26 protein-coding genes and 2 pseudogenes are annotated in these 25,376 nt (G+C 42.9%); 13 read left to right on the top strand and 15 right to left on the bottom strand.

The features are described 5' to 3' along the window. Nucleotides 1-25: 25 nt before the first annotated feature. Nucleotides 26-97, bottom strand: a pseudogene (locus GWP43_RS15380) (pyrimidine dimer DNA glycosylase/endonuclease V); the annotation flags it as partial. A 216-nt stretch (nucleotides 98-313) separates the two neighbouring features. On the opposite strand from GWP43_RS15380, the gene GWP43_RS03775 reads away from it, so the two are divergent. Beyond that, complete coding sequence (locus tag GWP43_RS03775; RefSeq protein ID WP_162662818.1) at nucleotides 314-1,936, top strand: ATP-binding protein; 1,623 nt, start codon at nucleotides 314-316, stop codon at nucleotides 1,934-1,936. Between the two features lie 33 nt (nucleotides 1,937-1,969). Here GWP43_RS03775 and GWP43_RS03770 read toward each other — a convergent pair whose 3' ends face one another. Genes GWP43_RS03770 through GWP43_RS14485 form a run of 4 tightly spaced genes read right to left on the bottom strand, consistent with a single transcriptional unit; the run spans nucleotide 1,970 to nucleotide 3,526 of the window. Next, a complete protein-coding gene (locus tag GWP43_RS03770; RefSeq protein WP_203232442.1) occupies nucleotides 1,970-2,509 on the bottom strand; it encodes a GrpB family protein in 540 nt (179 codons plus the stop codon). Nucleotides 2,510-2,558: 49 nt separating this feature from the next. Then, on the bottom strand, nucleotides 2,559-2,975 hold the full coding sequence (locus GWP43_RS03765; RefSeq protein ID WP_230978013.1) for a hypothetical protein: 417 nt from the start codon (nucleotides 2,973-2,975) through the stop codon (nucleotides 2,559-2,561). Nucleotides 2,976-2,979: 4 nt separating this feature from the next. Beyond that, complete coding sequence (locus tag GWP43_RS03760) at nucleotides 2,980-3,324, bottom strand: TIGR02328 family protein (protein ID WP_230978144.1); 345 nt, start codon at nucleotides 3,322-3,324, stop codon at nucleotides 2,980-2,982. Continuing rightward, a complete protein-coding gene (locus GWP43_RS14485) occupies nucleotides 3,317-3,526 on the bottom strand; it encodes a DUF1722 domain-containing protein (RefSeq protein ID WP_414162727.1) in 210 nt (69 codons plus the stop codon). The genes GWP43_RS03760 and GWP43_RS14485 overlap by 8 nt, the downstream gene beginning before the upstream one ends. A 450-nt stretch (nucleotides 3,527-3,976) precedes the next feature. Here GWP43_RS14485 and GWP43_RS03750 point away from each other — a divergent pair, with 450 nt between their 5' ends. Then, nucleotides 3,977-5,473 (top strand): carboxylesterase family protein, encoded by a 1,497-nt coding sequence (locus GWP43_RS03750; protein ID WP_162662816.1) that lies wholly within the window; start codon nucleotides 3,977-3,979, stop codon nucleotides 5,471-5,473. A 2-nt stretch (nucleotides 5,474-5,475) separates the two neighbouring features. Here GWP43_RS03750 and GWP43_RS14480 read toward each other — a convergent pair. The 4 genes and pseudogenes from GWP43_RS14480 to GWP43_RS03730 form a co-directional block, all read right to left on the bottom strand. Then, nucleotides 5,476-5,787: pseudogene (locus GWP43_RS14480) on the bottom strand (hypothetical protein); the annotation flags it as partial. A 62-nt stretch (nucleotides 5,788-5,849) separates the two neighbouring features. Then, a complete protein-coding gene (locus GWP43_RS03740; RefSeq protein ID WP_162662814.1) occupies nucleotides 5,850-6,500 on the bottom strand; it encodes an ABC-2 transporter permease in 651 nt (216 codons plus the stop codon). Beyond that, the gene (locus GWP43_RS03735; protein ID WP_162662812.1) at nucleotides 6,500-7,243 is read right to left on the bottom strand and encodes an ABC transporter ATP-binding protein; all 744 of its coding nucleotides are present in this window, start codon (nucleotides 7,241-7,243) and stop codon (nucleotides 6,500-6,502) included. The genes GWP43_RS03740 and GWP43_RS03735 overlap by 1 nt, the downstream gene beginning before the upstream one ends. Then, entirely contained in the window at nucleotides 7,236-7,448 is a 213-nt protein-coding gene (locus GWP43_RS03730; protein ID WP_162662810.1) for an AbrB/MazE/SpoVT family DNA-binding domain-containing protein, read from the bottom strand. The genes GWP43_RS03735 and GWP43_RS03730 overlap by 8 nt, the downstream gene beginning before the upstream one ends. Before the next feature lie 206 nt (nucleotides 7,449-7,654). Here GWP43_RS03730 and GWP43_RS03725 point away from each other — a divergent pair, with 206 nt between their 5' ends. Beyond that, nucleotides 7,655-9,268 (top strand): ATP-binding protein, encoded by a 1,614-nt coding sequence (locus GWP43_RS03725; protein ID WP_162662809.1) that lies wholly within the window; start codon nucleotides 7,655-7,657, stop codon nucleotides 9,266-9,268. Between the two features lie 69 nt (nucleotides 9,269-9,337). Here the strand turns inward: GWP43_RS03725 and GWP43_RS03720 are convergent, their stop codons facing one another. From GWP43_RS03720 to GWP43_RS03700, 5 genes are all read right to left on the bottom strand, one after another. After that, a complete protein-coding gene (locus tag GWP43_RS03720; protein ID WP_162662807.1) occupies nucleotides 9,338-9,550 on the bottom strand; it encodes a Txe/YoeB family addiction module toxin in 213 nt (70 codons plus the stop codon). Nucleotides 9,551-9,687: 137 nt separating this feature from the next. Next, entirely contained in the window at nucleotides 9,688-10,347 is a 660-nt protein-coding gene (locus GWP43_RS03715) for a hypothetical protein (protein WP_162662805.1), read from the bottom strand. A 575-nt stretch (nucleotides 10,348-10,922) separates the two neighbouring features. Beyond that, the gene (locus GWP43_RS03710; protein WP_162662803.1) at nucleotides 10,923-12,662 is read right to left on the bottom strand and encodes an ABC transporter ATP-binding protein; all 1,740 of its coding nucleotides are present in this window, start codon (nucleotides 12,660-12,662) and stop codon (nucleotides 10,923-10,925) included. After that, nucleotides 12,655-14,400 carry an ABC transporter ATP-binding protein gene (locus GWP43_RS03705; RefSeq protein ID WP_162662802.1) on the bottom strand — a complete coding sequence of 582 codons (1,746 nt, stop codon included), beginning with the start codon at nucleotides 14,398-14,400 and terminating at the stop codon, nucleotides 12,655-12,657. The genes GWP43_RS03710 and GWP43_RS03705 overlap by 8 nt, the downstream gene beginning before the upstream one ends. A gap of 123 nt (nucleotides 14,401-14,523) precedes the next feature. Then, on the bottom strand, nucleotides 14,524-15,132 hold the full coding sequence (locus GWP43_RS03700) for a TetR/AcrR family transcriptional regulator (protein ID WP_162662800.1): 609 nt from the start codon (nucleotides 15,130-15,132) through the stop codon (nucleotides 14,524-14,526). Nucleotides 15,133-15,408: 276 nt separating this feature from the next. On the opposite strand from GWP43_RS03700, the gene rpiB reads away from it, so the two are divergent. From rpiB to GWP43_RS03650, 10 genes are all read left to right on the top strand, one after another. Continuing rightward, nucleotides 15,409-15,861: a ribose 5-phosphate isomerase B gene (gene rpiB, locus GWP43_RS03695; RefSeq protein WP_044015656.1), complete on the top strand. Its 453-nt coding sequence runs from the start codon at nucleotides 15,409-15,411 to the stop codon at nucleotides 15,859-15,861. 435 nt (nucleotides 15,862-16,296) lie between these two features. Continuing rightward, nucleotides 16,297-17,466, top strand: a complete 1,170-nt coding sequence (locus GWP43_RS03690) for an ATP-binding protein (RefSeq protein ID WP_162662798.1) — start codon at nucleotides 16,297-16,299, stop codon at nucleotides 17,464-17,466. Between the two features lie 662 nt (nucleotides 17,467-18,128). After that, a complete protein-coding gene (locus tag GWP43_RS03685; RefSeq protein WP_230978011.1) occupies nucleotides 18,129-19,445 on the top strand; it encodes an ABC transporter substrate-binding protein in 1,317 nt (438 codons plus the stop codon). Nucleotides 19,446-19,480: 35 nt separating this feature from the next. Further along, complete coding sequence (locus GWP43_RS03680; RefSeq protein WP_162662797.1) at nucleotides 19,481-20,434, top strand: ABC transporter permease; 954 nt, start codon at nucleotides 19,481-19,483, stop codon at nucleotides 20,432-20,434. Continuing rightward, entirely contained in the window at nucleotides 20,431-21,255 is an 825-nt protein-coding gene (locus tag GWP43_RS03675) for an ABC transporter permease (RefSeq protein ID WP_162662795.1), read from the top strand. The genes GWP43_RS03680 and GWP43_RS03675 overlap by 4 nt, the downstream gene beginning before the upstream one ends. Continuing rightward, nucleotides 21,252-23,138, top strand: coding sequence for an ABC transporter ATP-binding protein (locus GWP43_RS03670; protein WP_230978010.1), 1,887 nt, complete (start codon nucleotides 21,252-21,254; stop codon nucleotides 23,136-23,138). Before GWP43_RS03675 ends, GWP43_RS03670 begins: the two co-directional genes overlap by 4 nt. Nucleotides 23,139-23,187: 49 nt before the next feature. Further along, a complete protein-coding gene (locus GWP43_RS03665) occupies nucleotides 23,188-23,445 on the top strand; it encodes a type II toxin-antitoxin system Phd/YefM family antitoxin (protein WP_162662793.1) in 258 nt (85 codons plus the stop codon). Continuing rightward, nucleotides 23,438-23,698 (top strand): Txe/YoeB family addiction module toxin, encoded by a 261-nt coding sequence (locus GWP43_RS03660; protein WP_162662792.1) that lies wholly within the window; start codon nucleotides 23,438-23,440, stop codon nucleotides 23,696-23,698. The genes GWP43_RS03665 and GWP43_RS03660 overlap by 8 nt, the downstream gene beginning before the upstream one ends. Before the next feature lie 72 nt (nucleotides 23,699-23,770). Next, complete coding sequence (locus tag GWP43_RS03655; protein WP_162662790.1) at nucleotides 23,771-24,112, top strand: PadR family transcriptional regulator; 342 nt, start codon at nucleotides 23,771-23,773, stop codon at nucleotides 24,110-24,112. Nucleotides 24,113-24,121: 9 nt separating this feature from the next. Next, nucleotides 24,122-24,922, top strand: a complete 801-nt coding sequence (locus tag GWP43_RS03650) for a class I SAM-dependent methyltransferase (protein ID WP_162662788.1) — start codon at nucleotides 24,122-24,124, stop codon at nucleotides 24,920-24,922. A gap of 2 nt (nucleotides 24,923-24,924) precedes the next feature. On the opposite strand, the gene GWP43_RS03645 is transcribed toward GWP43_RS03650, so the two are convergent. After that, on the bottom strand, nucleotides 24,925-25,179 hold the full coding sequence (locus GWP43_RS03645) for a DUF3800 domain-containing protein (protein WP_162662786.1): 255 nt from the start codon (nucleotides 25,177-25,179) through the stop codon (nucleotides 24,925-24,927). Between the last annotated feature and the right edge of the window lie 197 nt (nucleotides 25,180-25,376).

The following is a 25,376-nucleotide window of genomic DNA, read 5'->3' as shown; positions in this document are numbered from 1 at the left end:
TTCCCTTGGTTTCCAAATTCTTGAGACACTCCCTATGTTGTCCCAACAGCTGTTGACGCGGGAGTTTGTTAATCATATCTTGATGCCACAGTCTCATATAACTCTCTCAATATATAACTTAGAGCAAGGCGTTTATGTGCTGCCCAAAGTTTTTGATACTCTTGTAATCGATTGGATTCTCTCATAACGTGCAGCAAACTGTCAATCGTTAGATAATAACGTACACTTGTAATGATGCTGCGCAGTGTATACGCCGTATATTTTCAAAAGTCGCTAAATTGTCAGAGAGGAAAAATCCTGCTATACTTATCCCATGAGCTTTCCACGAAAATTGCCGATAGGTATACAGAGTTTTGAAAAACTTCGCCGAGATGAATATCTCTATATTGATAAGACTCCATTTATTTGGAAGCTTGTACAAACTTCCAGTCCTTATTTTCTCAGCCGCCCGCGGCGGTTTGGGAAAAGTCTCTTTCTTTCAACATTGGCGGCGTACTTCCTCGGACAAAAAGAGCTGTTCAAAGGTCTCTATCTTGAAAAGGCTGAAGAAGAACAAGCAGTGTTGGAAAATAGAACCGCATGGCAGGAATATCCGGTATTCTATCTTGATTTTAATATTGGACAGTATCTTGAAAGCGAGGCTTTGAGCGAACGGCTCGATTCTTTATTACAGGAACAGGAAAGCCTATACGGTATACTCGTTGCAAAAGAAGAAGAGTCGTTTTATGCCTCGCGTTTTGAACGGCTGTTAAAGGCTACCTATCAACAGACCGGTAAGCAAGTAGTCATTCTTGTTGACGAATACGACAAACCGCTCCTGCAAACGATGGTCGTAAACGAAGCCTTGAACGAGCAATACCGAAACGAGCTCAAAGCTTTTTACTCCGTCATTAAAACCTGCGATGAATATATCCGTTTTGCCTTTTTAACCGGCGTTACCAAATTCAGTAAGATCAGTATTTTTAGCGATTTAAATAATCTCCGGGATATATCACTGGAAAAACATTATGCGGGCATTTGCGGTATGTCCCAAAAAGAATTGGAAGCAAATTTTCAACCTGAAATACAAGTGCTTGCCGATAGCCAAGACTTAACCTATCAAGAAACATTAACCGCCTTACAGCAATGGTATGACGGATACTGTTTTGCACCTGCAGGGGAAGGGATGTATAATCCCTTTAGCTTATTAAATGCCTTTGCAAAAGAGCGATTCGGAAGTTACTGGTTTGAAACGGGAACGCCGACGTTTTTAGTCAATTACCTCAAAGAAGCCCACTACTTTATCCCTGACTTGGATGGACAGGTTGTACTCACTGAATCGGAGTTGCAAACATACCGAGCCATTGCACAAGAGCCGTTCCCCATTTTATTCCAGTCGGGCTATTTAACCATTAAAGAATACATTAAAGAAGCACGGCTCTATCGATTGGGCTTTCCCAATGATGAAGTCCGGTACGGTTTCTTGGAGAATCTGTTGCCTGCATACACTGTGGTACCGTTTGGTGAGACGGGAAAATCAGTATGGCAGTTTGTGGAAGATGTCCGCAAGGGGAACGTAAACGGCTTTATGGAACGGATGCAGTCGCTTATCGCCGGCGTCTCGTATGACAACTTTAGTAATAAAGAGCTGAAATTGCGGGAACAAAACTACCAGACAGCAGTGTATCTGATTTTTAAACTGATGGGGCAGTTTGTACAGACGGAAGTTCACTGTTCGATGGGCAGAGCAGATTGCGTGGTTATTACTGTCGATACTGTTTACATCTTCGAGTTTAAGCTGAGCGGTAACGGCAATGCGGAAGATGCACTCGAGCAGATCAAAAAGAATGCCTACGCTGCAAAGTATAAGACGGACGGAAAAAAGATTGTGCTCATCGGTGCAGGATTTGAGGAAGCAACGCGGACAATTAAGAATTGGAAAGTAGAACAGCTATGATAGAATTTATCGTTTAAAAAGCTCGGACAATAATTATGTTGCCTGTTCTTTCCATATTACAGCATTCTTTTCCATCTGTCGAACAAAAGAATCTTTTCCGTCGCAGTAGCTGTCTATATCGTAGGGATATTTTTGGGCAAGCGTGCGTTTTAAGGCAGAATACTTTTCACAAACATCTTTGTGCGTTCTGAGATAGTCTCTGACTGCCAAATGGCGGCTTATATCAGCAGTATTGTCTTCGCGAAAAATATGAATATGATGCGTCCTGTCGTTGCCGCCTTTGCGCAAATAGCGTCGTCCTTTGATTCCGAACTCGCCCATATATTCATAGCCGATTTTTTCAAATTCAGTGCTGACCCCATCTACTTCTTCAAGGCTATGCACAACAGGCATAATATCAATGATTGGTTTTGCATAAAGTCCTTTCACAGCTGTACTGCCTATATGATGAATTGTAACGCAGTTATCTTGCAAGATCCCTTTTATTTTTAATGCTTCTGAATTATATTGCTCGACCCATCTCGGGTCATATGCAACTACAATAATATGCCGTGCCAGTTTACCCCTCCACAACTTCTCATATGTCAGCTAATAAATTTACTCGCCAACTTATACACTTGATTTATTCGTGCGGAGGGTTTAATACCCCGACGCTTGCGTCGTAACGAAGGGTATTAAAGCCGACTGCAACCACCTTATGAGAACAACATACCCCGACGCTCGCGTCGGGGTTGTTGATTTCTTTGCTTTCTAAGTTCCAATTATTAAGTTCAGCTTCAATTAATTCTGGAAATTTTTTGCTAATATCCCTTAAAGCGTTTCCTACTGATTTCCTAACATAGTCACTCGTATCTTCTTTTAATGAAGCAATTCGTCTAATAGCTTCATTCGGATTATCTTTGAAATATGGTCTGCTCGTCCATATTCTTAATCTGGAGCGGTAGCGGAACAGCGAACGTAGCGACCCGAACGCAGTGAGGGGAACCTCCGAAGAAAAAAAACGATGAACAATGACTTTCTTTTTATAGCGGAGCCCCACAATATTAATCCAAATGAATTCCCTTGGTTTCCAAATTCTTGAGACACTCACGATAATAGCAATCATCATGTTCAGTATATATGGGGTTGAGTACTTCGATGACCGCTAAATTGTTATATGACGGACATCTCCTGCCGCGATAGTCTTTGTCCAACCACTCCGGACTGACCCTGTAGCCTCGCCGATTCATCTCTGCCATAATGAGTCGGTGATAACAATAAAGCAGATAGGGTGAATAACGAAAAACATAATTGACAGTTGCATGCTGCCTGCCCCAGCCGTTTCCGCGCAAGGCACAACACTCCCTATGTTGTCCTAACAGCTGTTGACGCGGAAGTTTGCTAATCATATCTTGGTGCCACAGTCTCATCTTGTTCTCCGAATAATAGATGCGATTGCTGCAAATAGTTGTTAGGGTAGGCTGCAAAGAGCTTGCGAACAGCGCCCAACAAAATTTCCTGTTCCGCCTGACCGCTGCGATATTGCTCCAAACAATACATAAACTCCGCCTTTTCATCTTGAGTAGCCTGCTTCTTAAAATATCCCCAGATATGCTAAAACGCGTTGCAGACTTGTCCTCGATCCTCCGGTAAAGTGCGCGCCTGATCAATGAGAGTCAACACATGCCGCACTTGTGCATTCTCCCGCTTTAAATACTCGCGAATCTCGTTATAAATAGAGCCGGACTTGCTGAGAACGAAATACTTATGTGCTGCCCAAAGTTTCTGACATTCTTTTAATTGATTTGATTCTCTCATATCGTTTCTTTAAATCTCGAACAAATTCGCCCAAGGTCAGGTTTTCGAGACACCCTATCACTTATTCAGAATCCCCTGAAAAAATCTCTTTTAATTGACACTCTGCGATTATACAAAAAAATATAAGTATTGAGAATATAGGCAATCCGACGTTGATCTGCCGACTGATAGAAAATGTATCTTAAAAACGATATGCTATTTATAAATAATAAGAGATAAAAATTGGCATAACGGAGATATAAAATGAAAACAGTACAGACAGAAATCGGCAGAGTATATGCGGATATAGTCGGAAAAACGGAAGAAGGCAGGACAGTGTATTCTATATTGGGCGTCCCCTATGCACAAGGAAAAAGATTTGAATATGCAAAAATTCTTAATAAAAAAGACTATACACCGGAAACAGTAATTAACCGAACGGAGACGGTATGCTTTCCGCAGAGAAAATATCCGCTGTTTTTAAATATTTTAATGAAACATCATATGCTGCGTCCGGAATTTCAACCGTTAAAAGATACCCAAACGGAAAATGCATTTGTAGTAAACATATGGGCGCCTGACAATTTTACGAAAAAGAAACCGGTGCTTGTATTTCTACACGGCGGAGGAGAAGGATCGGGAACGGTTCCGATATACACAATGGCGCATATTGCCGAGCAAGGTATTGTAGCGGTTACAATTACTTATCGAATAGGAAACTTCGGCTATATGCCTGTTTTTGGAAAAGGAGAAGTAAGAGGGTCGCTTTCCTACCTTGATCAGCAAGCAGCTTTAACTTGGATTCATAATAATATCAACTCATTCGGCGGAGATAATACAAACATTACACTTATGGGGCATTGCGGAGGCGCAGTCGCAGCCCTGTATCATTATTTAAATCCGCTGAGTAATAATCTGTTTCATAAACTCATGCTTTGTGCGGGAAATGTCCCGATACTGTCTGAATATGATTTCGCAAAAAATGAATATGAAAAAATGCTGTCAAAAAATCATTTAAACGGACTTGAAGACCTGAAAAAATTGTCGGCTAAAAAATTGATGAAACTAAAAGGAGGTCAAAATGATATCATTGACGGCAAGTTTTTTACAGAGCACCCGATGAATCTGTTGGAACGAGGATCAGTCCCTTGTATGCCGGTACTGATAGGGTCAAATAAAGATGAATTTTCCATGATTGAATTACCGATGTACTACAAAGCCCTTGGAATTACAAAGAACAAAGAACATTTAAAAGAATTTCTGTTGAAAAAATACGGAGAATTTGCAGATTCTCTTGAATCCGAACTAAAACCGGAAGCGAACGGAATCGTAGACTTACAAATTCAAATCATGGAGTTGCTTGTATTTCACTCAAGTGCACTGTTCCTCATGGAAAAAATCGGAGAAAAATCTCCCGTATACGGATATAGAATGAATTATATCCCTAATCTATATAATGGACTTCGCGGCTCATATCATGGGGCGGAGCTTGCATTTTTCTTCGGCACCATAGATAACATGAATATACACATTACCGATGAAAATAAGGCTGCCGTTATTGCAATTCAAAAGGACTGGATACAGTTTATTAAGTTCGGCAAGATAGAAGGGCGTCCGCTTTTTAATGAAACCGGAAAAATTACAGAATATGATAAAGATATCAAAACCATACCGTTTCCGCATACAAATCTTATTCACCATATTCAAAAGAGCGGTATTGCCGATAAGCTCAGAAAAGAATATATACAGAACCGTAGATAATTATTCTTTTTTAGATATAACTTCAAATCTTCATTACTTGCAAAAATTTTATAGGAAATACCCTTTTCACTTTTTAATTCATAAATGCCGCATGGCTTTTTTGTTGTATAGTCGGCAGTTCTTAAATAGAGCTTTGCAATTTCTAATGACTTAAAAGGAAAATTCCATCGTTGTAATCCGCGATTTTGATCATGTTCAATGCAAATACACCTGCCGCAAGTACCGCAAATGTATTGCGTATGATTTTCTAAACATTCCAAAGGATTTAAAAGCGGCGTTATTCTGCTTTGGTCAACATAACATTCTTTACACATTTTAATCTCACAACCTCTCAAAATTTAAATATATCTATATGATCATATCTTTGTAGTCTCCTTTACAAATCAATTGCTTCAAAATCCTTCACAGCTTTTTGATATGAAACCCAAGTACATAACATAAACACAGCGATACCAATTACCAATATAGCAACTTGCGGTACGCTCACACTTGAAGGATTATTCAAGCTTTCTAAATGAGGAATATGATGTAATGTCTCCCCGATGATTATGATAATAAAACCGACTACACAGAATAGTATAAAAGGCTTTCCAATCCGGTAAGCTGTCTTAAAAAAGCCCGCCAGAAAAATGCCGTTAAATGCTGCAAATACAATCAGTACATAGCCAAGATAAGCGGCATTTGCATTCATCAATTGATTGGTAACATAAGGCGCGGCATGCCCTAACACCTTCATCCTAATAATCGTCAGCAATGTGCATAGAATAAAAGCCGTACATTCGATGAATAAAACAAAGAGATATTTCGCTGTAACTACGTCTTGTTTCTTAACCGGCAGCATGACCGTGTAGGTAATATCATCGTATTCCCGAATCTGCTGGTAAGTATGGAAAATGCCAAGACAGATAAAAAAGGAACCGACCAGAATAGGATATCTTGGCAGCATTGCCACATCCGAAAAGATAATAAACCAATAGCTCAAAGGATTTGCCGATAGCTTCATTTCCTTATAAAAAAGGTTTTTCATCACAGATTCACCTCCTCTCTTTCGATATGCACCATAATATCTTCGAGTGTTGGTGCCCCGCCGATTTCTTTTGTATAATACTGGATAAAATCTTCTTTTTCTGCCGATAAAAGCAATTCGCCATTTTTGATGTAGGTGATTGTATCCGCACATTTCTCTAAATCACTGGTAATATGAGTAGAAAATAAAATAGCGGCACCTTTTTCAGCAAGCTTTCGGAAAATTTCATTCATTTCATCTCTGGACACAGGATCAAGTCCACTTGTCGGCTCATCCAAAATGAAAAGCTTTGCATGGTGAGAAAGGGCTAAGGTAAGGTAAAATTTTACCTTCATACCCTCAGAAAGTTCTATGATCTTCTTATTTTCGTCAAGTTTAAATGCAGCAAGGTAATGATGATACGCCTCATTATCCCAATTGTCATAGAAAATGCGAGTAATGGCGACAATATCCTTTAACTTTTTCCTTTTATAATAATTGATTCCGCCTACTGCATAACCGATTTGCTGCTTAATGTGAGCCTCATTATCCAGATAGTTCATTCCAAGAATACGAACACTGCCCGCATCAGGGTGTACGAGATTGAGAATAGATTTAAGTGTTGTTGTTTTGCCTGCACCGTTTCTGCCTATGAAGCCCATAACTTCACCGGCTTTAATATGGAAGCTAATCGGTTTTAGTTCAAAAGCCGGATACATTTTTGTAAGACTATTGACTTCTAAAATATATTCCATATCATTCATCCTCTTTCTCCTCAAAAGCTGTTTCCATCAAGTGTGCGAATGCGCCCTTTGGCGGTATGGCAATACCTCGTTTTTCATCGCCAAGAAGCAAAAGTGTGTCGCCAGGTTTGATATTGAATACTTCCCGTGCCTGTTTCGGTATTACTATTTGACCTTTTTCTCCGACTGTAGCTGCCCAAGCATATTTACCTTTTGGTGTTTTCACGATATTCGCCTCCATTTTAGTATAATTTATATGATTTGTATAACTTATCATACTATCTAATATCAAAAAAAACAAGCACTCCCTTCACAAATGTTATGACAACGATGCAATACTGATAATACTAGACCAATCTTCAGCCATTCCGGGAGCATGGGTTCTAATATCTTCAAATTGCCAGATTGAACAAATCCTGCTATACTTACCCCATGAGCTTTCCAAGAAAATTGCCGATCGGCGTACAAAGTTTTAAGGTATTACGGAATGACCGTTATCTCTATGTAGATAAGACGAAGTATATCACTCAATTAGTAACAAGCAGTCGTGTTTATTTCCTCAGCCGTCCGCGGCGGTTTGGCAAGAGTTTGTTCCTTTCGACTTTGGCGGCGTACTTTCTCGGACAAAAAGAGCTGTTCAAAGGCTTGTACCTTGAACAAGCTGAGGAAGAGCAAGCAGTATTGGAAAGCAGAACCGCATGGCAGGAATATCCGGTATTCTATCTTGATTTTAATACCGGTAACTATAATTGTATGAAAGCTTTACAAGAAAATCTCAATATCTTTTTATCGCGGCTTGAAGATATCTATGGGAAAGAAGCTATTGAAGAGACTCCTCCAAAACGATTCGAAGGACTTTTAAAGCGTGCGTATGAAAAAACCGGCAAGCAGGTAGTTATCCTCGTAGACGAATATGATAAACCGCTCCTACAAACGATGAGGGTAAATGAAGCCTTGAATGAACAATACCGAAACGAACTCAAAGCTTTTTACTCGGTTCTTAAAACCTGCGATGAATATATCCGCTTTGCCTTTTTAACCGGTGTTACTAAATTCAGCAAGATTAGTATTTTCAGTGACTTGAACAATCTGAAAGATATCAGCTTACATGAAACCTATGCCGGTATCTGCGGTATCACGCAAAAAGAGCTTGAAGATAATTTTGAACCTGAAATTCAAGCACTTGCCGAAAGACAAGAACTTGATTATCCGCAGGCAATCGCAGCCTTAAAGCGATGGTATGACGGCTATCTGTTTCATCCTGCAGGGGAAGGAATGTACAATCCCTTTAGCCTTCTCAATGCTTTTGATTATAAAGAGATCAAAAGCTTTTGGTTTAGCACGGGAACCCCGACATTTTTAGTGAATTTTCTCAAAGAAGCACACTACTTTATTCCCGACTTGGATGGAAATGTTGAGTTGGATGAATCGGGATTACAGACCTATCGGGCGGTAGCACAAGATGCATTGCCTATTCTCTTTCAGGCCGGCTATTTGACGATTAAAGACTACATAAGCGATCTGAGGCTCTACCGGCTCGGCTTTCCGAATGATGAAGTACGATATGGCTTTTTGGAAAATCTGCTGCCAGCATACTCTGATATCCCCTTTGGTCAAACAGGCGTATGGGTAGGACGCTTTGTACAGGATATCCGCAAGGGAAAGGTCGATGCTTTTATGGAACGGATGCAGTCGCTTATCGCCGGTATCTCGTATGACAACTTTAGCAGTAAAGAGCTGAAATTGCGGGAGCAAAACTACCAGACAGCAGTGTACCTCATCTTTGCGCTGATGGGGCAGTTTGTACGGACGGAGGTACATTGTTCGGCGGGCAGAGCAGATTGCGTGGTTATTACTGTCGATACTGTTTACATCTTCGAGTTTAAGCTGAGCGGTAACGGCAATGCGGAAAATGCACTTGCACAAATACAAAAGCAAAACTATGCTGCAAAGTATAAGACGGATGGGAAAAAGATTGTACTGATTGGGACGAGCTTTAGTGAAGAGACGAGAACGATTCAGGATTGGAAAACCGAGGTGCTTTAAAAATAAATTGAAGAAACGCTTTACAGACCGTACCCCTTGGTTCTTACTAGTGTAATACAGGAAGCTATTTTATTTATCATTATAATGATTTTTACACTGAATAATTTTAATCAGTCCATCTTCAATTTTATAAACGAGACGATGTTTCTCATCTATTGCTCGGGACCAATAACCACTCAGATTTCCTTTTAAGGGTTCAGGATGATCTATGCCATCATTGCCATTTCGTTCAATATCAGCAAGTAATTGATTTATTTTTTTGAGAATTTTTTTATCTTGCATTATTCAATAGGTGTAATCAGCCCATGCGTCATCTGAAAAATCTTTATGCGCTTGTTACGCCTCGACAAGTTCACAGATTGAATGCTGCATTAAGTTAGCTACTTTTCAATCTACCTCCTAGTGAGAAAATTAGAAAATTAATCAGAATTTGCAATCTCATCTGAATTCTCTTTCAAATAAACAAAGTCTAATTGTCTCGCCGCTTCAATATATTCGCTTAATTTATCTGATTTTATTTTATAAAGAACACTGAGTGCCATTATTTTTTGATACTCTTCAGCATAGGTATCACCCTTATATTTGTCTCTTTCCCAAAATTCAATCGCATACTGTTCTGCTTTTTTATAATCTATCTCACTTAAAGCACTTAAAGACATTCTCTGTGTATATTCATCATCTACATTTATATACTTGAATACCCAATCAGTAACTGAACTATCATCTTTATAAACTGGCAATCTTTTTACTAGCTGCCACTTCGCAGTTGTATAAATTGAATCTATACATCTTTCAATCAAATATTTAAACCATTCTTTATATGACGAAATAAAGTCAGCCAAATATTCGCATTCATTGTCCCTGGCTACACAATAAAGTATAGATTCTAAATCAGTTTCGGTAACATCTTTTACTTCTACATTCTTTACAAATGAGATTGCAGATTCTCTCATTCTATCAAAAGAAGGACCTAGAAATTCTCCATTATCAGTATCTTCAGTCATCTCAGAATAATGCTTATAAACCCATTCTTTGTATATTCTCACTTCTTTATTTAGTATTCGGCTGTATTTATTCAAACGCCCACCCCTAACATTTATTTGATATCACATCTGTCCAAGATAAACTAGGAAGTTAAAAAAGTCTGTAATTCGTGATATCACTAAGACTAATTTTATGCCTCTTTATTTCCTTATAAAAAGCCCGCATTGTGCCCGCATAATCAGTATCAAAAAGTAGATTACCGGTATCTCCTTTAATTAAAAAAGTGTTTGTATTTCCATATCTCAATTTATTTACAATCTCACTCACCCTCCACAACTTCTTATGTGTCAGCTAATAAATTTATTCGCCAACTTATACACTTGATTTATTCGTGCGGAGGGTTTAATACCCCGACGCTTGCGTCGTAACGAAGGGTATTAAAGCCGACTGCAACCACCTTATGAGAACAACATACCCCGACGCTCGCGTCGGGGTATGTTGATTTCTTTGCTTTCTAAGTTCCAATTATTGAGTTCAGCAAACGAACTTACCACCTTTTTTTTCACAGTTTTCTCTCTATATATTTGCCGATATTATACTATTTTTAAGGCTTTCATCCACTGTCAGATTTTTCCCCCACCCGAAGGCAGTGAGGGAAATCTCCATATAATTATTTATGCACCTTCCAGCTTGCAGCTTCGCGACGTTCGCCGATAAAGTTTCGGTATATGCCGTCCTGCTCCATCAGTTGGGTATGAGTGCCGTGCTGTACAATCTTGCCGTGGTCTACGACGATGATCTGATCGGCTCTCTCTACGGTTTTCAGCCGATGGGCAATCATGATGACGGTCTTTTCGGCGGTCAGCGCTTGAATGGCGTGCATCAGTTCGTTTTCATTTTCGGGATCGACATTGGCGGTTGCCTCATCCAAAAAGATGACCGGTGCGTTTTTCATCAGAGCGCGGGCAATGGAGATACGCTGCTTTTCACCGCCGGAAAGACTTGCACCGCCTTCGCCGACAACCGTATCGTATCCTTGGGGAAGGCTTGAGATAAACTCGTGGCAGCATGCTTTTTTCGCTGCGGAGATGATGTCTTCCATAGAAGCGTCGGGCTGCCCAAAGCGGATATTGTTGGCGATGGTGTCGTGGAACAAATAGACCGCTTGGAACACAAAACTGAAATTCGCCATCAAAGAATCCATATCGTAATCCTTCACATTCCGGCCGCCCAGCATAACGGTACCCCCGTCTACATCCCAGAACCGTGCAAGCAGATTTACCAAGGTGGTTTTGCCTCCGCCGGAAGGACTGACAATCGCCGTCGTGGTTTTTTCAGGAATATGCAATGAAATCCCGTCGATGATTTTTCGCTTCTCATAAGAAAATGCGATATCCTGCGCAGTAATATCACGCACTGCCGGTGTAATATTTTCTCCGGATATATCCATCTGCGGCGTGTTCAGAATTTCCTGCGCCCGGTCAACACTCATATCAACCACGCGCAGCAGTGACGAGTATTGTCCTGCCGTTTCCAGACTGGTATAGATGATAAATGCGGAGATTACCATGACAACAGCATTCAGCGCATCCATGCTTCCGGCACAATAAAATACGCATGAAAAAGCTACCATTGCCACACCGGTAAGCTTGGCGATAAAACTCTGCAATGCTATGCGGGGCACCAGTGTCATTTCCATATCGGTATTGATCTTACTGTTTTTCGAGATTGCCTCATTTAATTCCTTGCTCTTAACTCCCGTCAACCGGTAAGCCTTAACCTCGGTCATCCCTTGCAGGTATTCCAGAACTTTTTCTACGAGCCTTTCATCTGCGCGTATCTTTTTTCCCGACACCTTTTCGGAAGCAATCCGGAGACGGCTGTTTGCAAAAAGAAACAGCGAAAAACCGCAGAGCAGCACACAGGCGATTCTCCAATCGAAGAAAAACAACATGATGACAATAAGCGAGGTTGTAAGCAAGCCGTCGCAGACAAGCATTACCACACGAGTCGCAATATTTTCAAGACTTTCCATTATATTAGTTGTGATAGACGTAATCTGCCCGAGGCTGTTGGCGTTAAAGTATCCCATCGGCAGATACCGCAGATGCTCCGCAATCTCCACCCGTTTTTTCGCACAAGTGTCATAGCCTCCTTCGGTCTGCAACATAACGGCCTTTGATTTTAGCAATCCCGATCCGGCAATGCTGATCAGCATAATCCCTAACGAGAGCAGGATATCCTTTGTGTCTACCGTTCCATTCATCAGCGCCCGAATCATCACCGCAATCGCCGGAATCTTTAGCGCCTCAAATAGAGCCTGAATAACATTGAGCCGAATGGAAGTGATGAATTTCCGGCGGTTTTCTTCACCGCAGAACGCAAAAAACTTTCTAATAACTTTAAGCATGATCTTTCACCTCAATATGTGCATTCCACATCGTTTCATATAACCCGTGATGAGAAAGAAGCTCATCATGGGTTCCGCTGTCTGCAACGGCGCCGTCTTTAATGACATAGATACAATCGGCAGCGGTAATCGTCGAGAGCCGGTGCGCAATCACGATGAGCGTCTTCCCCTCCGTCAGCTTAGAGATAGAGCGCTGAATAACCGCCTCGTTTTCAGGATCGGTGTAGGCGGTTGCCTCATCCAAAATGATAATAGGCGCCGCTTTCAGCATTGCTCTTGCAATGGAAATACGCTGCCGCTCGCCGCCGGAAAGATGCCCGCCGGAAGTGCCTACCACGGTATCGTAACCGTGCTCCAGCTCCAAAATGAATTCATGGCAACCGCTTTGTCTTGCCGCTTCCTCCACTTCCGCATCAGTTGCATCCGCCCGTCCAATGCGGATATTTTCCCTGACCGTCATATTGAATAGATAATTATCCTGCGAGACAAAGGCAATCTTATCCGAATAGGCTTCTTGCGGAATTTCACGAATGTCCGTATCCCCCAGCAAAATTTTTCCGCTGCTCACATCCCAGAGCGACGCGATAAGACGAGCAATGGTACTCTTTCCGCTGCCAGAAGGACCGACCAGCGCAATAAAGCTGCCCTCCGGGATTTCCATAGAAATGCCATGAAGCACTTCCTTTTCCTTATACGAAAAATGAATATCCTGCAGCTTCAACGTGTTTTCCATTGGAACTGCTCCATCTAACGGGCGCTCCATTTCCGGCGCATACAGAATACTTTGAACCTCACCGAAGATGGTTCCCATGGTTCGAAAATCGTCCGAATAACTCATCAAGGTTATAAGCGGTGTGATGATGCCGACAGACAAAATAATGATTGTTACCAGATTCTGCGGAGAAAGATATCCTCCCTTTACCAAAAGACCGCCGATGGGGAGCACGGAAACCATTGTAGCGGGCATGATTACCGTGGCGAATGTAAAGGTGAGAATACAAGAGCGCATCCAATCGATATAGCTGTGAGCGGCTTCATACGCATCATGCACGAAGCGGTCGTAGGAACTTTTTGTATTTCCGAAAACCTTGATAACTTGAATACCGCCGATATATTCAACCGCCGTATCATTGAGCGCCTTTGTGGCTGTAACCGTGCGTTGATAAAATTGAGGACTGCCCTTCATCATAAGACCGTAACAGAAAAAGCCCACCGGTATCGTTGCAAGCGAAGCCAGCCCCATACGCCAATCGATAGTAAAAATATAGATCAAAATGATGACGGGGATCAGTAAATTTGCGGTGAACTCCGGAACAATATGCGCCAGTGTTGTTTCAATGCTGTCGATACGTTCGATGAGCGTATTCTTGAGCACTCCGGAACTTTGCTCCAGCACCGCCCCCAGCGGCATTCTTGTCAGTTTTTCCGTGCAGCGTTTTCGGAGTTCAGCAAGCACTGCAAACGTTGCTCTATGACTTGTCGATGTGCTAAGCGCATGAAACAGTACACGGCAAAACCAAAACGCTGCGATAATCAGACAACGTATCATATAATATGAAAGGTCTTTGTTTCCGCCCATCAAACCATGTACGATGCCGGCAACAACAAAATACGGTGCGATGGAAAAGGCCACACCGATAACTGCGAGGATAACACTCAAAACATATTGTCCTTTGTGTTCCCCTGTTTGTCCCAACGCCCACGCGATAGGCGAAGGACTTTTTTCCTTTTCCTTCATAAGCAAACTTCCTTTTGTTAGTTAACAAATAATAGTTAGTATTAGCTAACATTTACTTAAACTCATCGCCACTCTTCACACACGAGGCGGTGTGTCTTTAACACTATTCAATTATGCAAGCTATCAGAACCCTAACAACTGCTTCCAGCCCGGAACAAAGAATGCCTCTACCGTTGTTAAGCAGCGGAGCGCTTCTTCCACGCTGTAATTATGGATAACCGGTTCAAAGAGAGCGGTCGTATATGCTGAAAGCAGGAGATGCAGCTCCTTTGGCGTAATGTCCCTCACCGCGTAGCCTTGCGCTTTCAGCATCGGCATATATTGTAAAAGTTGCGCTTGCTGCCCCTCTGTAAGATCGTGGAGAAAATGCTCGTACTTACTCCCCCGCGATTTTGCCAGCAATAGATGATATTCTTCCATATTCGGATAGATAATCTCACGCATCATGTCGATTTCAGAATCCCGCCACTGTATACGTTCTTCGTGATGAACTGCATCCACATACCGCGCAACGTGCGCATCCAACCAAGCGTTTATGCGATCCACCGCAGGAGCGACAATTTGATCAAAGAGATCTGCTTTGTCTACACAATGCCGATATATTCCCGCAGCCGTCATACCGCAGCGTTCAGCAATGCTCCGCATGGAAGACTTATCAAAGCCCATCTCCATAAATTCGGCTTTTGCTGCGGCTATAATTTTTATATGATTGGCGGTTTTGTCTCTCGGCATGGATTCCTTCTTTGGCGTACAGCGTTAGCTAACGTATATAAACATACAACCGATTGGGATGGGTGTCAAGGGGATGAGGGTATCTATTCCGAAGGATGCGAAACAAATCTACGTGAGTTTTTTAGAGATATCCTATCCATAGTATTTTTATTTTCGCTATAAATGTGTTATTATGTTGTAGCACTGCAATAGAAGCTGCAATAATTGCGATCTTTTCTATAAGATTCCGGTTTGTAGAAAATGATCAAAAATCTTACGATACAAAGGGAGCATACTATGAAGGTCGGTTTTGGATGCGATCATGCATCGGTTGGATTAAAACATATCTTAATGGAACATGTACGAAACAAAGGGTATGAATGTGTCGATTACGGAACAACAGATCCGAAGGTTCCGGTCGATTATCCCGAATTCGGTTTAAAGGTTGCTGAGGCAATTAAATCGAAGGAGGTTGAAAAAGGAATATTGATCTGCGGATCAGGTATCGGTATTTCCCTCGCCGCAAATAAGGTTCCGGGAATCCGCGCTGCCGCGTGTAGTGAACCGTGCACCGCAAAATTGGCTGTTGAGCACAGTGATATCAATATTGTTTCTATGGGGGTATGTATTGTAGGTCCTGAAATAGCAAAAGCAATTGTCGATGCTTTTTTTGATGCACAGTTTGAAGGCGGCAGCTACACAAAACGCGTCAATATGATCGGCGATATAGAAAAGAAGTACAGTAAATAATATCATAGGCGGGCGGTATAATGTAACAAACCGCTCCGCCCCCTGCCCATAGCCTTAGTCTATAGAGAAATAATGTATACCGCTACAATAGGGTTAGCGATGGGAGCTTCTGATTCACATCATGGACATCCTTGTCCGTATAGAAACGAAGCGGAGGAATGGAGCGAAAGCGAAACAGCGAACGTAGCGACTCGAACGGAGTGAGGGGAACCACCATATAAAGACAAGACCTTAGATTATCACTGCATAAAACTTTAGATTACAACCCGTCAAAACTTTAGATTATCACCATATAAAACTTTGGATTATTCCCAATATTGACTTTAGGATTCTCCCATAGTATACTTTGGATTATCACCACCAATGCTAGACCTCTTCAGCAACAGAAGGGGTAAACAGGTCTACTTGTAATCGGATTAAAAAAGGAGCGGCGATATGGTTAAAAGGACAGCGGAAGAGGCGTTGCGACGATTGGCTTCTCAGTTTCCGGTGATTGGGATAACCGGGCCGCGGCAGAGCGGGAAATCAACACTGGCAAAAGCGGTTTTCCCTGATAAAAAATATGTGACGTTTGATGACCGAACAATGCGGGATCTTGCAGCGTCGAATCCGAATGACTTTATTATGGCGTTTCCCGATGGTGCGGTGATTGATGAGGCGCAGAAAGTGCCGGAAATCTTTGATGCGATAAAATTGCATGTGGATCGGGAACACAGTGCTCCGGGAACGTTTATCGTAACGGGTTCCAGTCAGCTCCGGTTAAAAGCAAATATGACGGACAGTTTGGCGGGGCGGGCGGCGTTTTTGAAGCTGCTGCCGTTTTCTATTCACGAGTTACAGACGGGCGGTGTGCTGCCGGACAATCCGTATACGCTGATTTTTTCGGGGCAATATCCGCCCCTCTATGATACTGACCGGCACTTTATTCCGGAGGATTGGTATGAAAATTATATCGATACCTACTTGGACTTGGATATACGGGATCAGATCAATTCCGGCAATATTTCTCTGTTTAAGAAGTTTGTTCAAATCTGCGCGGTGCAGAGCGGGCAGCTGCTTTCTATGGATAGCATTGCGAGGGATACCGGCATTTCCGCACCGACGGTCAAGAGCTGGCTTTCTATTTTAGAGGCTTCGTTTATTATCCACTTCCTTGAACCGAACACCAATAATCTTGGAAGAAGTATCGTAAAAACACCGAAGCTCTATTTTGTTGATTCCGGGCTGATGTGTCATCTTTTGCGGCTGGAAACAAAAGAGGATTTACTCTTGAGTAGATACAAGGGAGCAGCGGTTGAGACCTTTGCCGTTTCGGAATTACTGAAATATCGCATGAATCAGGGCAAAAAAGCGAATCTAACCTTTTTTAGGGACAGCAAGGGCTTGGAGGTAGATACGATTGCGGATTGGAACCGCACTTTTGCGATTGAGATAAAAAGCTCCAATGCCCCGGATGCAAAGCTGTCGCGCAGCACAAAAAAATATTTGCAGCTGCTGAATGATGAAACGGCAAAAAATGCGGTGTTTTATTTATCCGATATGAGTATGGACATCAACGGTACTTCCTATGTGAGCTGGCGCGATTGGGAAAAGCATTTACAGTGAGCTTTGCACCAAGGAGTCAGGGTAAACACATCAGGTCGGTTGTTTAACACCCCCGCGGAAAAATTGAGACTATTCGACCAGAGTTGAACCTCTTCGCGGTTCAAATGGTCTCACAGTCTCAATTTTTCCGCGGTTTTTATCTACTCTACCTAATGCGTTTACCCGTCCGCTAGAAAAAATGTGCGAAATTTTAAACAAAATTTCGCACAGAAGGAAGGCAACCGCTAAAAATATTTTTAATGCGGTTGCCCTGCACACCCCCCAGATAAAAACGACATTAAAATAGATACTAAAAATGAAGCAGAACATTGAAAGACATATTTAAAATACTTGACACTATAGTGCGTAATGCACTAATATGCGCGACGAAGTTAGCTATTATTAACTTACTGAATATTTGGAGGCGTTACGATGAATAAAAAGTTCAGTGTACTCAATACGCTCGGTATGTGTGCATTATGTGCGGTGCTGGCGGTTTCGTGCAGCAAGGACAAAAAATGCAGATATGCAAACTATGCAGAAGCCGGCTGCAAAACAAGATGCAGAGATTGTGCTGCGGGAAGCAGGCGGAGACTTCGGCTATCCGAACCCGTTCCGGCACCAAAACCGCGGGCCGGGTTTTTTCAAGATGGAATTGATTTACGATTCGCTTTTGGAAAAGGATGAAAAAAGGGCTGATTCCGTGGCTCGCAAAGGAATGGACGGTGAGCGAAGACGGGCAAACCTATACGTTTACACTTGTCGATAATGTAACGTGGCATGACGGAAAGCCGCTGACGGCGGAAGACGTTGCGTTTACGGTCAAGTATTTTGAAGCACACCCGCCGATGCGCGGAGGTCTGATGCTGCACGGCAAGTATCTGATGGATTCCGTTACCGTCAACGGCAATACGGTTACCATTCACATACCGGAATATACGCCGACCGCGTTGGAAAAAATCGGCAGTATGCGCATCATCCCCAAGCACGTCTGGGAAAAAGTCGAAGACCCTGCAAAATTTTCCGGCGAAGGCGATGTTGTCGGATCGGGGCCGTATAAATTAGCTTCCTATCAGAGCGAACAGGGCGCGTACAAAATGGTACGGTTTGACAAATTTTGGGGATTAAAGCCTGCGGTTTCCGCAATAGAATGGATTCCTGTCAGTGATCCTATTTTGGCATTTAACAACGGCGAAATTGACATTACCAACTTGCCTGCCGACCTTGTAAAAAATTACGAAAACAACAGCGAATTTAAAATCGTGAAAAATTTCGGTTTACATGATTTCCGTTTCTATTTTAATTTTGATAAAGTTCCTGCCTTCCGCGAAAAAGAAGTCCGTCAGGCAATCGCGTATGCCATAGACCGGCATGAGCTTATTGAAAAACTTGAACGCGGTTCGGGACTGGAAGGCAGCCAAGGCTATCTGCACCCCGCGCATCCGATGTACAATCCTAATCTTCCTCAGTACGAGTTCAACCCTGAAAAGGCAAAGGAGCTGATGAAGGGTAAAAAGATTTCAGCGCAGTTGACCGTGGGCAGTTCACCCAAAGAGGTAAAGATGGCGGAGCTGATTAAAATCAGATTGGCGGATATCGGGATTACGCTGGATGTTGTCAGTGTCGACTCTAAAGCGCGGGACGGCATGATCCGGGATAAGACCTATCAGACTGCGATTGTGGAATCGGGCGGTATGGGCGGCGATGCGGATATGCTGCGCGAAATTTATTCATCCAAGATGAAAAAGCCGCACCTTGCCGGATATGCCAATGCCCAGCTGGATGATCTTTTGTATCGGCAGTCGATAGAACGGAATGCGGAAACACGGAAACAGCTGATCTATGATGTGCAGGAAATTCTTGCGGACGAAATTCCGATGCTGCTGCTCTATGGTAAAATCGATAATACGGTGTACCGCCCGGCGAAGTACGACCGGTGGACGGTGCGGTATGATCATGCAAAATTGGATCACCCCAAGTTATCGTATATAGAGCGGTAATGCCGTCGGCGCAGCGCGGTACTTGAGGATTTTCCATGAGGATAAAATATATTGTTTTATTCTTTGCTTTGATTACCGCTCATTTTTTTCTTCCCCGCTTGATGCGTACAGACCCCTTTGTGTTCATCTCCTCAGACGGAACGGAGGTCGCAAGCTACAGCGAGGAAGAAATCGATAAGTACAAAGCGTATTACGGGCTGGATAAACCGCTATGGAAGCAGTATCTGCATTACGTGGCGGGTATTGCTTTCGGCAATTTAGGTTACAGCATTTACTTTAAAGATACGGTAGTGAGCCTTATCTTTAAACGGCTGGTGTGGACGGCGGGAATTGTCTGCGCTTCTCTGCTGATTAGTTTGATGCTTGGGCTGTGCTTTGGAATAATGAGCGCATGGTGTGCAGGCAAACGGCTTGACGGTTTTTTGTATCATACGATGACGGGACTTTCGGAAATTCCGTCGTTTTTAACGGCGAATGTTATTCTGATGTTTTTTATTATCCACTGGAGGGTTTTGCCGACATCGGGCGGTATAACACCGTTTTTACCGCTTGAGTTTACCCTGCCTGTGATCATTGATATTATCAAACACGCCGTGCTGCCTGCGCTGACCTTATCCTTGCTCAAAACACCGGATTTTTATTTTGTAACACGGAGCGCGATGCTGCGGCAGCTGCAAAAAAAATATGTAGAAACCGCGCAGGCAAAATCATTAGGCGCTTTCACCATTGCGGTAAAGCACTGCCTACCAAATGCATCAAATCCGATTATCACCCGTTTTTTACTCAGCCTGCAAACGCTGTTTAACGGAGCGCTCATTGTAGAAAATGTCTTTAAGTATCCCGGTATCGGCAAACTGATTAGGGATGCTGTCTTTTATCGTGACTATCTGTTGCTGCAAGGCATTTTCTTTGTTGTTACCGTGTTTATCTTGTGCATCAGTGCATTGGGAGAAGCAGTGTACCGGCGGACTGACAGGAGCGCAGCGTGAGTAAGCCTCGAAATACACTGCCGTATGTGCCCTGTCTTTTTTTATGCGCCGTTGTGTGTGCTGCCTGCTTACCTCATTTCTCATTTTTGAAATCGGGCACCGTACCCAGCGGACAAGCGCTCAGTCCGCCGTCGCAGGAGCATTGGTTCGGTACGGATGATCTCGGTATCGATCTTTTTGCATCGGTTTGTTATGGAGCAAAAAGCAGTCTGCTCTTATCGGTTGGAAGCGCCGTGGTTGCAGCAATCGGCGGTAGTATTATCGGAATGCTTGCAGGCTATGCAGGCGGTATTATCGACACATTGATCGTGAGTATCATCGATTTTTTTATCGGTATTCCCGATCTGCTGCTCATGGTGGTGCTCGGCGTTTTTTTAGGGCCGGGCTTAGCGAATATCATCTTTGCTATTTCTCTTGTATCGTGGATAATGCCTGCGAAAATTGTCAGAAGCGAAGTGCTGAAAATAAAAACGGAAAATTATATCCGGCTTTCAAAAGCCTACGGCGCACATTTTTGGCATATCTTTGCGTGGCATCTTTGGAAGCCGCTTTTTTCTATTATATTGGTGAGCGTGATTAAGATTATGAACAAAGCAATTCTGGCGGAAGCCTCTTTAGCGTATTTGGGGCTTGGTGATCCGCTGTCAAAAAGCTGGGGCATGACTATTACCCGCGCAATGGATTTCCCTACTATTTACCTCACGGATTTTTGGAAGTGGTGGCTCGTATTCCCCACTACCGTTATGGTCTGTACCGTGCTTTCCGTTGCTGCAATCGGCAGATGGATGGAGCTGCGTATTGGAGGGCGTACCCGCTCATGATACCGGACGAAATACTCAGGGTTGAAAACCTCACGGTAAGATACCGCAGCGCAGATTCAAAACGGAAAACGCACGAACCGAACGCTGCCGGCAATACAGGCAAGGCGGAGACACAAACGGCTGCAATCGGTGATGCCGATAAGACAGAGCTTCAGGCTACCGCAGCAGGTGATGCCGGTAAGACAGAGGTTCAGACTACCACAGCCGGTGATACCCGTAAGACAGAGACTCAGAACACCGCAGCCGCTGATACTGATAGAACCGAAACCGGCATACGGAACGTGAGCTTTTCGTTAAAGCGGGGAGAACTTTGCGGCATTATCGGGGAGTCCGGCGGCGGGAAAAGCACATTGCTTTCAGCTATTATGGGCTTACTGCAGGAAAAGCGCGGCGGCGGAGCTGTCAATGCCGGTAGTGCGGCTGAAGTAACCGGCAAGATCATCTACAACGGCAGAGAAATACAAAGTGCCGGAAAAGCCGAATGGAAGAATCTCCGCTTTAAGGAAATCGGTTTGGTCTTTCAAAATCAGGATGAGCGGCTCAATCCTGCGCTGATCGTGGGAGAGCAAATTGCCGAAGTTCTGCGCAAAGAAATAACCGATACTACGCTGCTGGAACAAGAACTTGCTGTAGTGCTCCATTCCGTCGGACTGGAACCGAGTGTAAAAGGCCGGTATCCGCATGAACTTTCGGGAGGTCTGCGGCAGCGGGTGTTTATCGCAATGGCAATTTGCCTGCATCCGCCGCTCCTGTTAATCGACGAGCCGACAACCGCGTTGGATCCCGCATCAAAGCAACAGATATTGCAGCTTTTACAAAAGATTCACCGTGAATACGGTACGGCGATGCTGATTGTTTCCCATGATCTTGAAGTGATTGAAACCCTTACTGATAATCTGATGGTGCTGCTGCACGGATATATTATCGAAAAAGGTAAAACGAAAAACATCTTGGAAGAGGCAAAGCACCCGTACACCGCTGCGCTGCTGCAATCAAGTACCTATCTAAATCCATGGAAGGATTTGTGGGGCATTAAAGAAGCGGATGAACGCCAAAGCTGTCCGTTTTATGAGCGGTGTACACAAAAAAGCAGCGAGTGTTTATCGTATACGCCGTATCTACCGCCGGAATGCAGCGAAGGATGCACGTGTGCAAAAAACGGCATACAAACCATTTTAAGCGTCCGGAATATTTCAAAGACGTTTGATACGGGGAAAGAAAAAACAGTCGCCGTCAAAGACTGCTCTCTGCGGGTGCGGCATGGAGAAATTGTTGCGCTCCTCGGAAAGTCGGGTTCGGGGAAAACGACCGTACTGCATATCATTGCAGGGCTTTTGAACAAAGATGCAGGTTCCATCGTGTTTAACGGCACAGCAATAGAAAAAAACGATTTGCTTGCACGGGAACATGTCCTGCAAATTGTAGAACAGGATGCCTTTTCTTCAATGAACACTGCGCTCACCGTACAGGAAATTATTGCCGAACCCTCCGTCATCCGCTATCATAAAGGAGCCGCTGCCTTTACGGAAACAGCGGTGAAGTATGCAAAGCTATGCGGTCTTCCCGCCGATGCTGCAATGCTGAATAAAAAAGCGCGGGAACTATCCGGCGGACAGCGGCAAAAAACGGCGATTGCACGGGCGCTTTCGATGCAGCCGGTCTTGCTGCTTGCAGATGAAATAAACGCTATGCTCGACGATTCATCCAAGGTGAATATCATGCGGCTTTTAAAACAGCTGCAATACGAGCTGGGCTTTTCGATGCTGCTGGTTACACACGACATCGATCTTGTAAAAAAAGTCGCCGACTATGTGTACCGTATGGATGCCGGACGCATTGTGGAAGAAGGCCGCATAACGAAAGTGTTTGGTAAAGAGAATTGACTTTTTACCATAAGTACAATATGTTGTACTTATAAAGGAGACATTACTTATGGATGTTATTACGTATTCCGATTTACGGCGAAACTTAAAAACATATATGGACAAAGTGTATTATGATTATGAACCGTTAATGATTGCACGGAAAAATTCTGAAAATCTTGTACTATTATCGGTACATGAATACAACAGTCTGGTTGAAACCGATTATCTGCTGCGCAACGAAGCAAACGCCGAACACCTAAAAAAGTCGATTGAACAGCATAGAAACGGCAATTTGCACAGCCATGAGCTTTTAGAAAATGAATAAGCTTTTTACAGATGAAGCATGGAATGACTATATCTATTGGTTTAATACCGATAAAAAAATTTTGGAAAAAATAAACGATCTGATAAAAGAAATAGAACGAACGCCGTTTACAGGAAAAGGAAAACCTGAACCGCTCAAACATGCTTTATCGGGATACTGGTCGAGAAGAATCAATCAGGAACATCGAATAGTGTATCAGGCGGATGAAAAGCAACTGGTATTTATTTCGTTCAGATATCACTATAAAAAATGATAATGCGGATTATCATGAGGAGGTATATTGCTGAGTTTGATGGTAAAACCGCTATAAGGGGAACGCAGAGGAATGAATATCAATGAAAAATCGAAGTTTAAACATTTGACGGCATTTATCTTAGTTATTCTTGCAAAACAGCCGCTTAATCCGCGGGATATACACTCAATCCTACTGCAAGATTTTCCCGGCTTTACAATCGATATGTCAACAGTGTACCGCTGTCTGAGCAGTTTGGAAAAAGAAGGCTTGGTAACGATGGAATGGGAATTGCCGCCGGAAGGAGCTGCCCGGAAAAAATATGCGATTACGCAAAGCGGAAAAGATGATTTACATGAATGGAAGGAAGATATAGAAATCCGCAAACATAATTTTGAGGTGTTTTTACAAAAATTTAATGAAAGGAAGGTGTAATTTATAATTATGGAACTAACGATGTATGATTTTGAACAGTATATTCACAAAGACCAAAACGAAGCCCGTGCCGAACAGATGTGGGATAATAAAAGTCAAGACTTTTATGAACGCACCGAAAAAAAACCAAAACAGTTTGCCAATGGTTTTGTATTCCGGCTCATAAAAGACCGACAACTGCTCAAAGCGGATACTCGCATTCTGGATATCGGGTGCGGAACAGGAAGGCATTTACTTGAATTTGCGGCATATACTCCGCACCTTACCGGTATCGATATTTCTTCAAAGATGCTTGCGTATGCGCAAGAAAAATTGCAGCATATCCCGCAAGCAAAGCTGATTCATGGAAACTGGATGGAAACCTTTAACACAGAAAATGAATTCGATTTTGTATTCGCCTGTATGACGCCTGCTATCGCCTCCATCGAACATATACAGCGGATGAATATGATTTCAAAAAAATACTGCATGCTGGAGCGGACTGTGTATGAAAAAGATTCCGTTCAAGAAGAGATAGAGCAGCTCCTTGGGCGGAAATTATTTAGGTTACCGCATAACGATAAAAACTATGTCTACGGTGTGTGGAATATACTCTGGCTTATGGGCTACTGCCCCGAAGTTGTGTTTGATAAGCAAGTCCGCAGTACAACTCATACTATTGAAGATTATATACAAGGAATTGATTATAGCCCGGAAGAAAAAACAGCCGTTATGCAGCTTTTAACTGGAAAAGCAAAAGACAGTATGATTGCTGCGGAAGAGTCTGTGGTAAAAGCAATTATCCTGTGGGATACGGAAACAAGACTGTAGGGTTAGCGATGGGAGCTGCGTTCCAATCCCCTATTTTCTTTTGGAAAACTTCTCCATATACCTCTTCCGCTTCTTATAGGACTTACATGTAATTCTAAATCTGCCCTGCCTATATATTTTAGCATAATATCATCTACAGCTTTCTGAATCCAATATGTTTGATTTTCAAAAGTTGCAAAACCTGCCAAAACACTGTATTTTACATCTGGGTCTGAAGTTACTCCTGAATCATCGGCGTATAGTAAATACAAAGTCAATATTTCTTTTCTTCGTTTTAATTTTCCACCCTGTGGCAGTTACATCCAATATTTCATACCAATTTTCTCATCCAACCTGCCACACTCTTTGCTTCTATCAAAAACAACCAATCGGATAAATAGATAATCGGTAGATTAGACTTATCTTCTCTAAGCAAGCCATAAGTTAACATCAGGTTGAATCGGTATTGAGGCTT

It is taken from the genome of Treponema vincentii, assembly GCF_010365865.1.
In the GTDB taxonomy this organism is placed as follows: Bacteria; Spirochaetota; Spirochaetia; order Treponematales; family Treponemataceae; genus Treponema.
This window is presented reverse-complemented; position numbering and strand designations above follow the sequence as displayed.

Bases quoted from the DNA above. Each gene is read 5' to 3' on its own strand.
- GWP43_RS03775 (WP_162662818.1), top strand. From the start codon at position 314: ATGAGCTTTCCACGAAAATTGCCGATAGGTATACAGAGTTTTGAAAAA.
- GWP43_RS03760 (WP_230978144.1), bottom strand. From the start codon at position 3,324: ATGATTAGCAAACTTCCGCGTCAACAGCTGTTAGGACAACATAGGGAG.
- GWP43_RS03750 (WP_162662816.1), top strand. From the start codon at position 3,977: ATGAAAACAGTACAGACAGAAATCGGCAGAGTATATGCGGATATAGTC.
- GWP43_RS03740 (WP_162662814.1), bottom strand. From the start codon at position 6,500: ATGAAAAACCTTTTTTATAAGGAAATGAAGCTATCGGCAAATCCTTTG.
- GWP43_RS03735 (WP_162662812.1), bottom strand. From the start codon at position 7,243: ATGAATGATATGGAATATATTTTAGAAGTCAATAGTCTTACAAAAATG.
- GWP43_RS03725 (WP_162662809.1), top strand. From the start codon at position 7,655: ATGAGCTTTCCAAGAAAATTGCCGATCGGCGTACAAAGTTTTAAGGTA.
- GWP43_RS03720 (WP_162662807.1), bottom strand. From the start codon at position 9,550: ATGCAAGATAAAAAAATTCTCAAAAAAATAAATCAATTACTTGCTGAT.
- GWP43_RS03710 (WP_162662803.1), bottom strand. From the start codon at position 12,662: ATGCTTAAAGTTATTAGAAAGTTTTTTGCGTTCTGCGGTGAAGAAAAC.
- GWP43_RS03705 (WP_162662802.1), bottom strand. From the start codon at position 14,400: ATGAAGGAAAAGGAAAAAAGTCCTTCGCCTATCGCGTGGGCGTTGGGA.
- GWP43_RS03700 (WP_162662800.1), bottom strand. From the start codon at position 15,132: ATGCCGAGAGACAAAACCGCCAATCATATAAAAATTATAGCCGCAGCA.
- rpiB (WP_044015656.1), top strand. From the start codon at position 15,409: ATGAAGGTCGGTTTTGGATGCGATCATGCATCGGTTGGATTAAAACAT.
- GWP43_RS03690 (WP_162662798.1), top strand. From the start codon at position 16,297: ATGGTTAAAAGGACAGCGGAAGAGGCGTTGCGACGATTGGCTTCTCAG.
- GWP43_RS03685 (WP_230978011.1), top strand. From the start codon at position 18,129: ATGAAAAAAGGGCTGATTCCGTGGCTCGCAAAGGAATGGACGGTGAGC.
- GWP43_RS03680 (WP_162662797.1), top strand. From the start codon at position 19,481: ATGAGGATAAAATATATTGTTTTATTCTTTGCTTTGATTACCGCTCAT.
- GWP43_RS03670 (WP_230978010.1), top strand. From the start codon at position 21,252: ATGATACCGGACGAAATACTCAGGGTTGAAAACCTCACGGTAAGATAC.
- GWP43_RS03665 (WP_162662793.1), top strand. From the start codon at position 23,188: ATGGATGTTATTACGTATTCCGATTTACGGCGAAACTTAAAAACATAT.
- GWP43_RS03660 (WP_162662792.1), top strand. From the start codon at position 23,438: ATGAATAAGCTTTTTACAGATGAAGCATGGAATGACTATATCTATTGG.
- GWP43_RS03655 (WP_162662790.1), top strand. From the start codon at position 23,771: ATGAATATCAATGAAAAATCGAAGTTTAAACATTTGACGGCATTTATC.
- GWP43_RS03650 (WP_162662788.1), top strand. From the start codon at position 24,122: ATGGAACTAACGATGTATGATTTTGAACAGTATATTCACAAAGACCAA.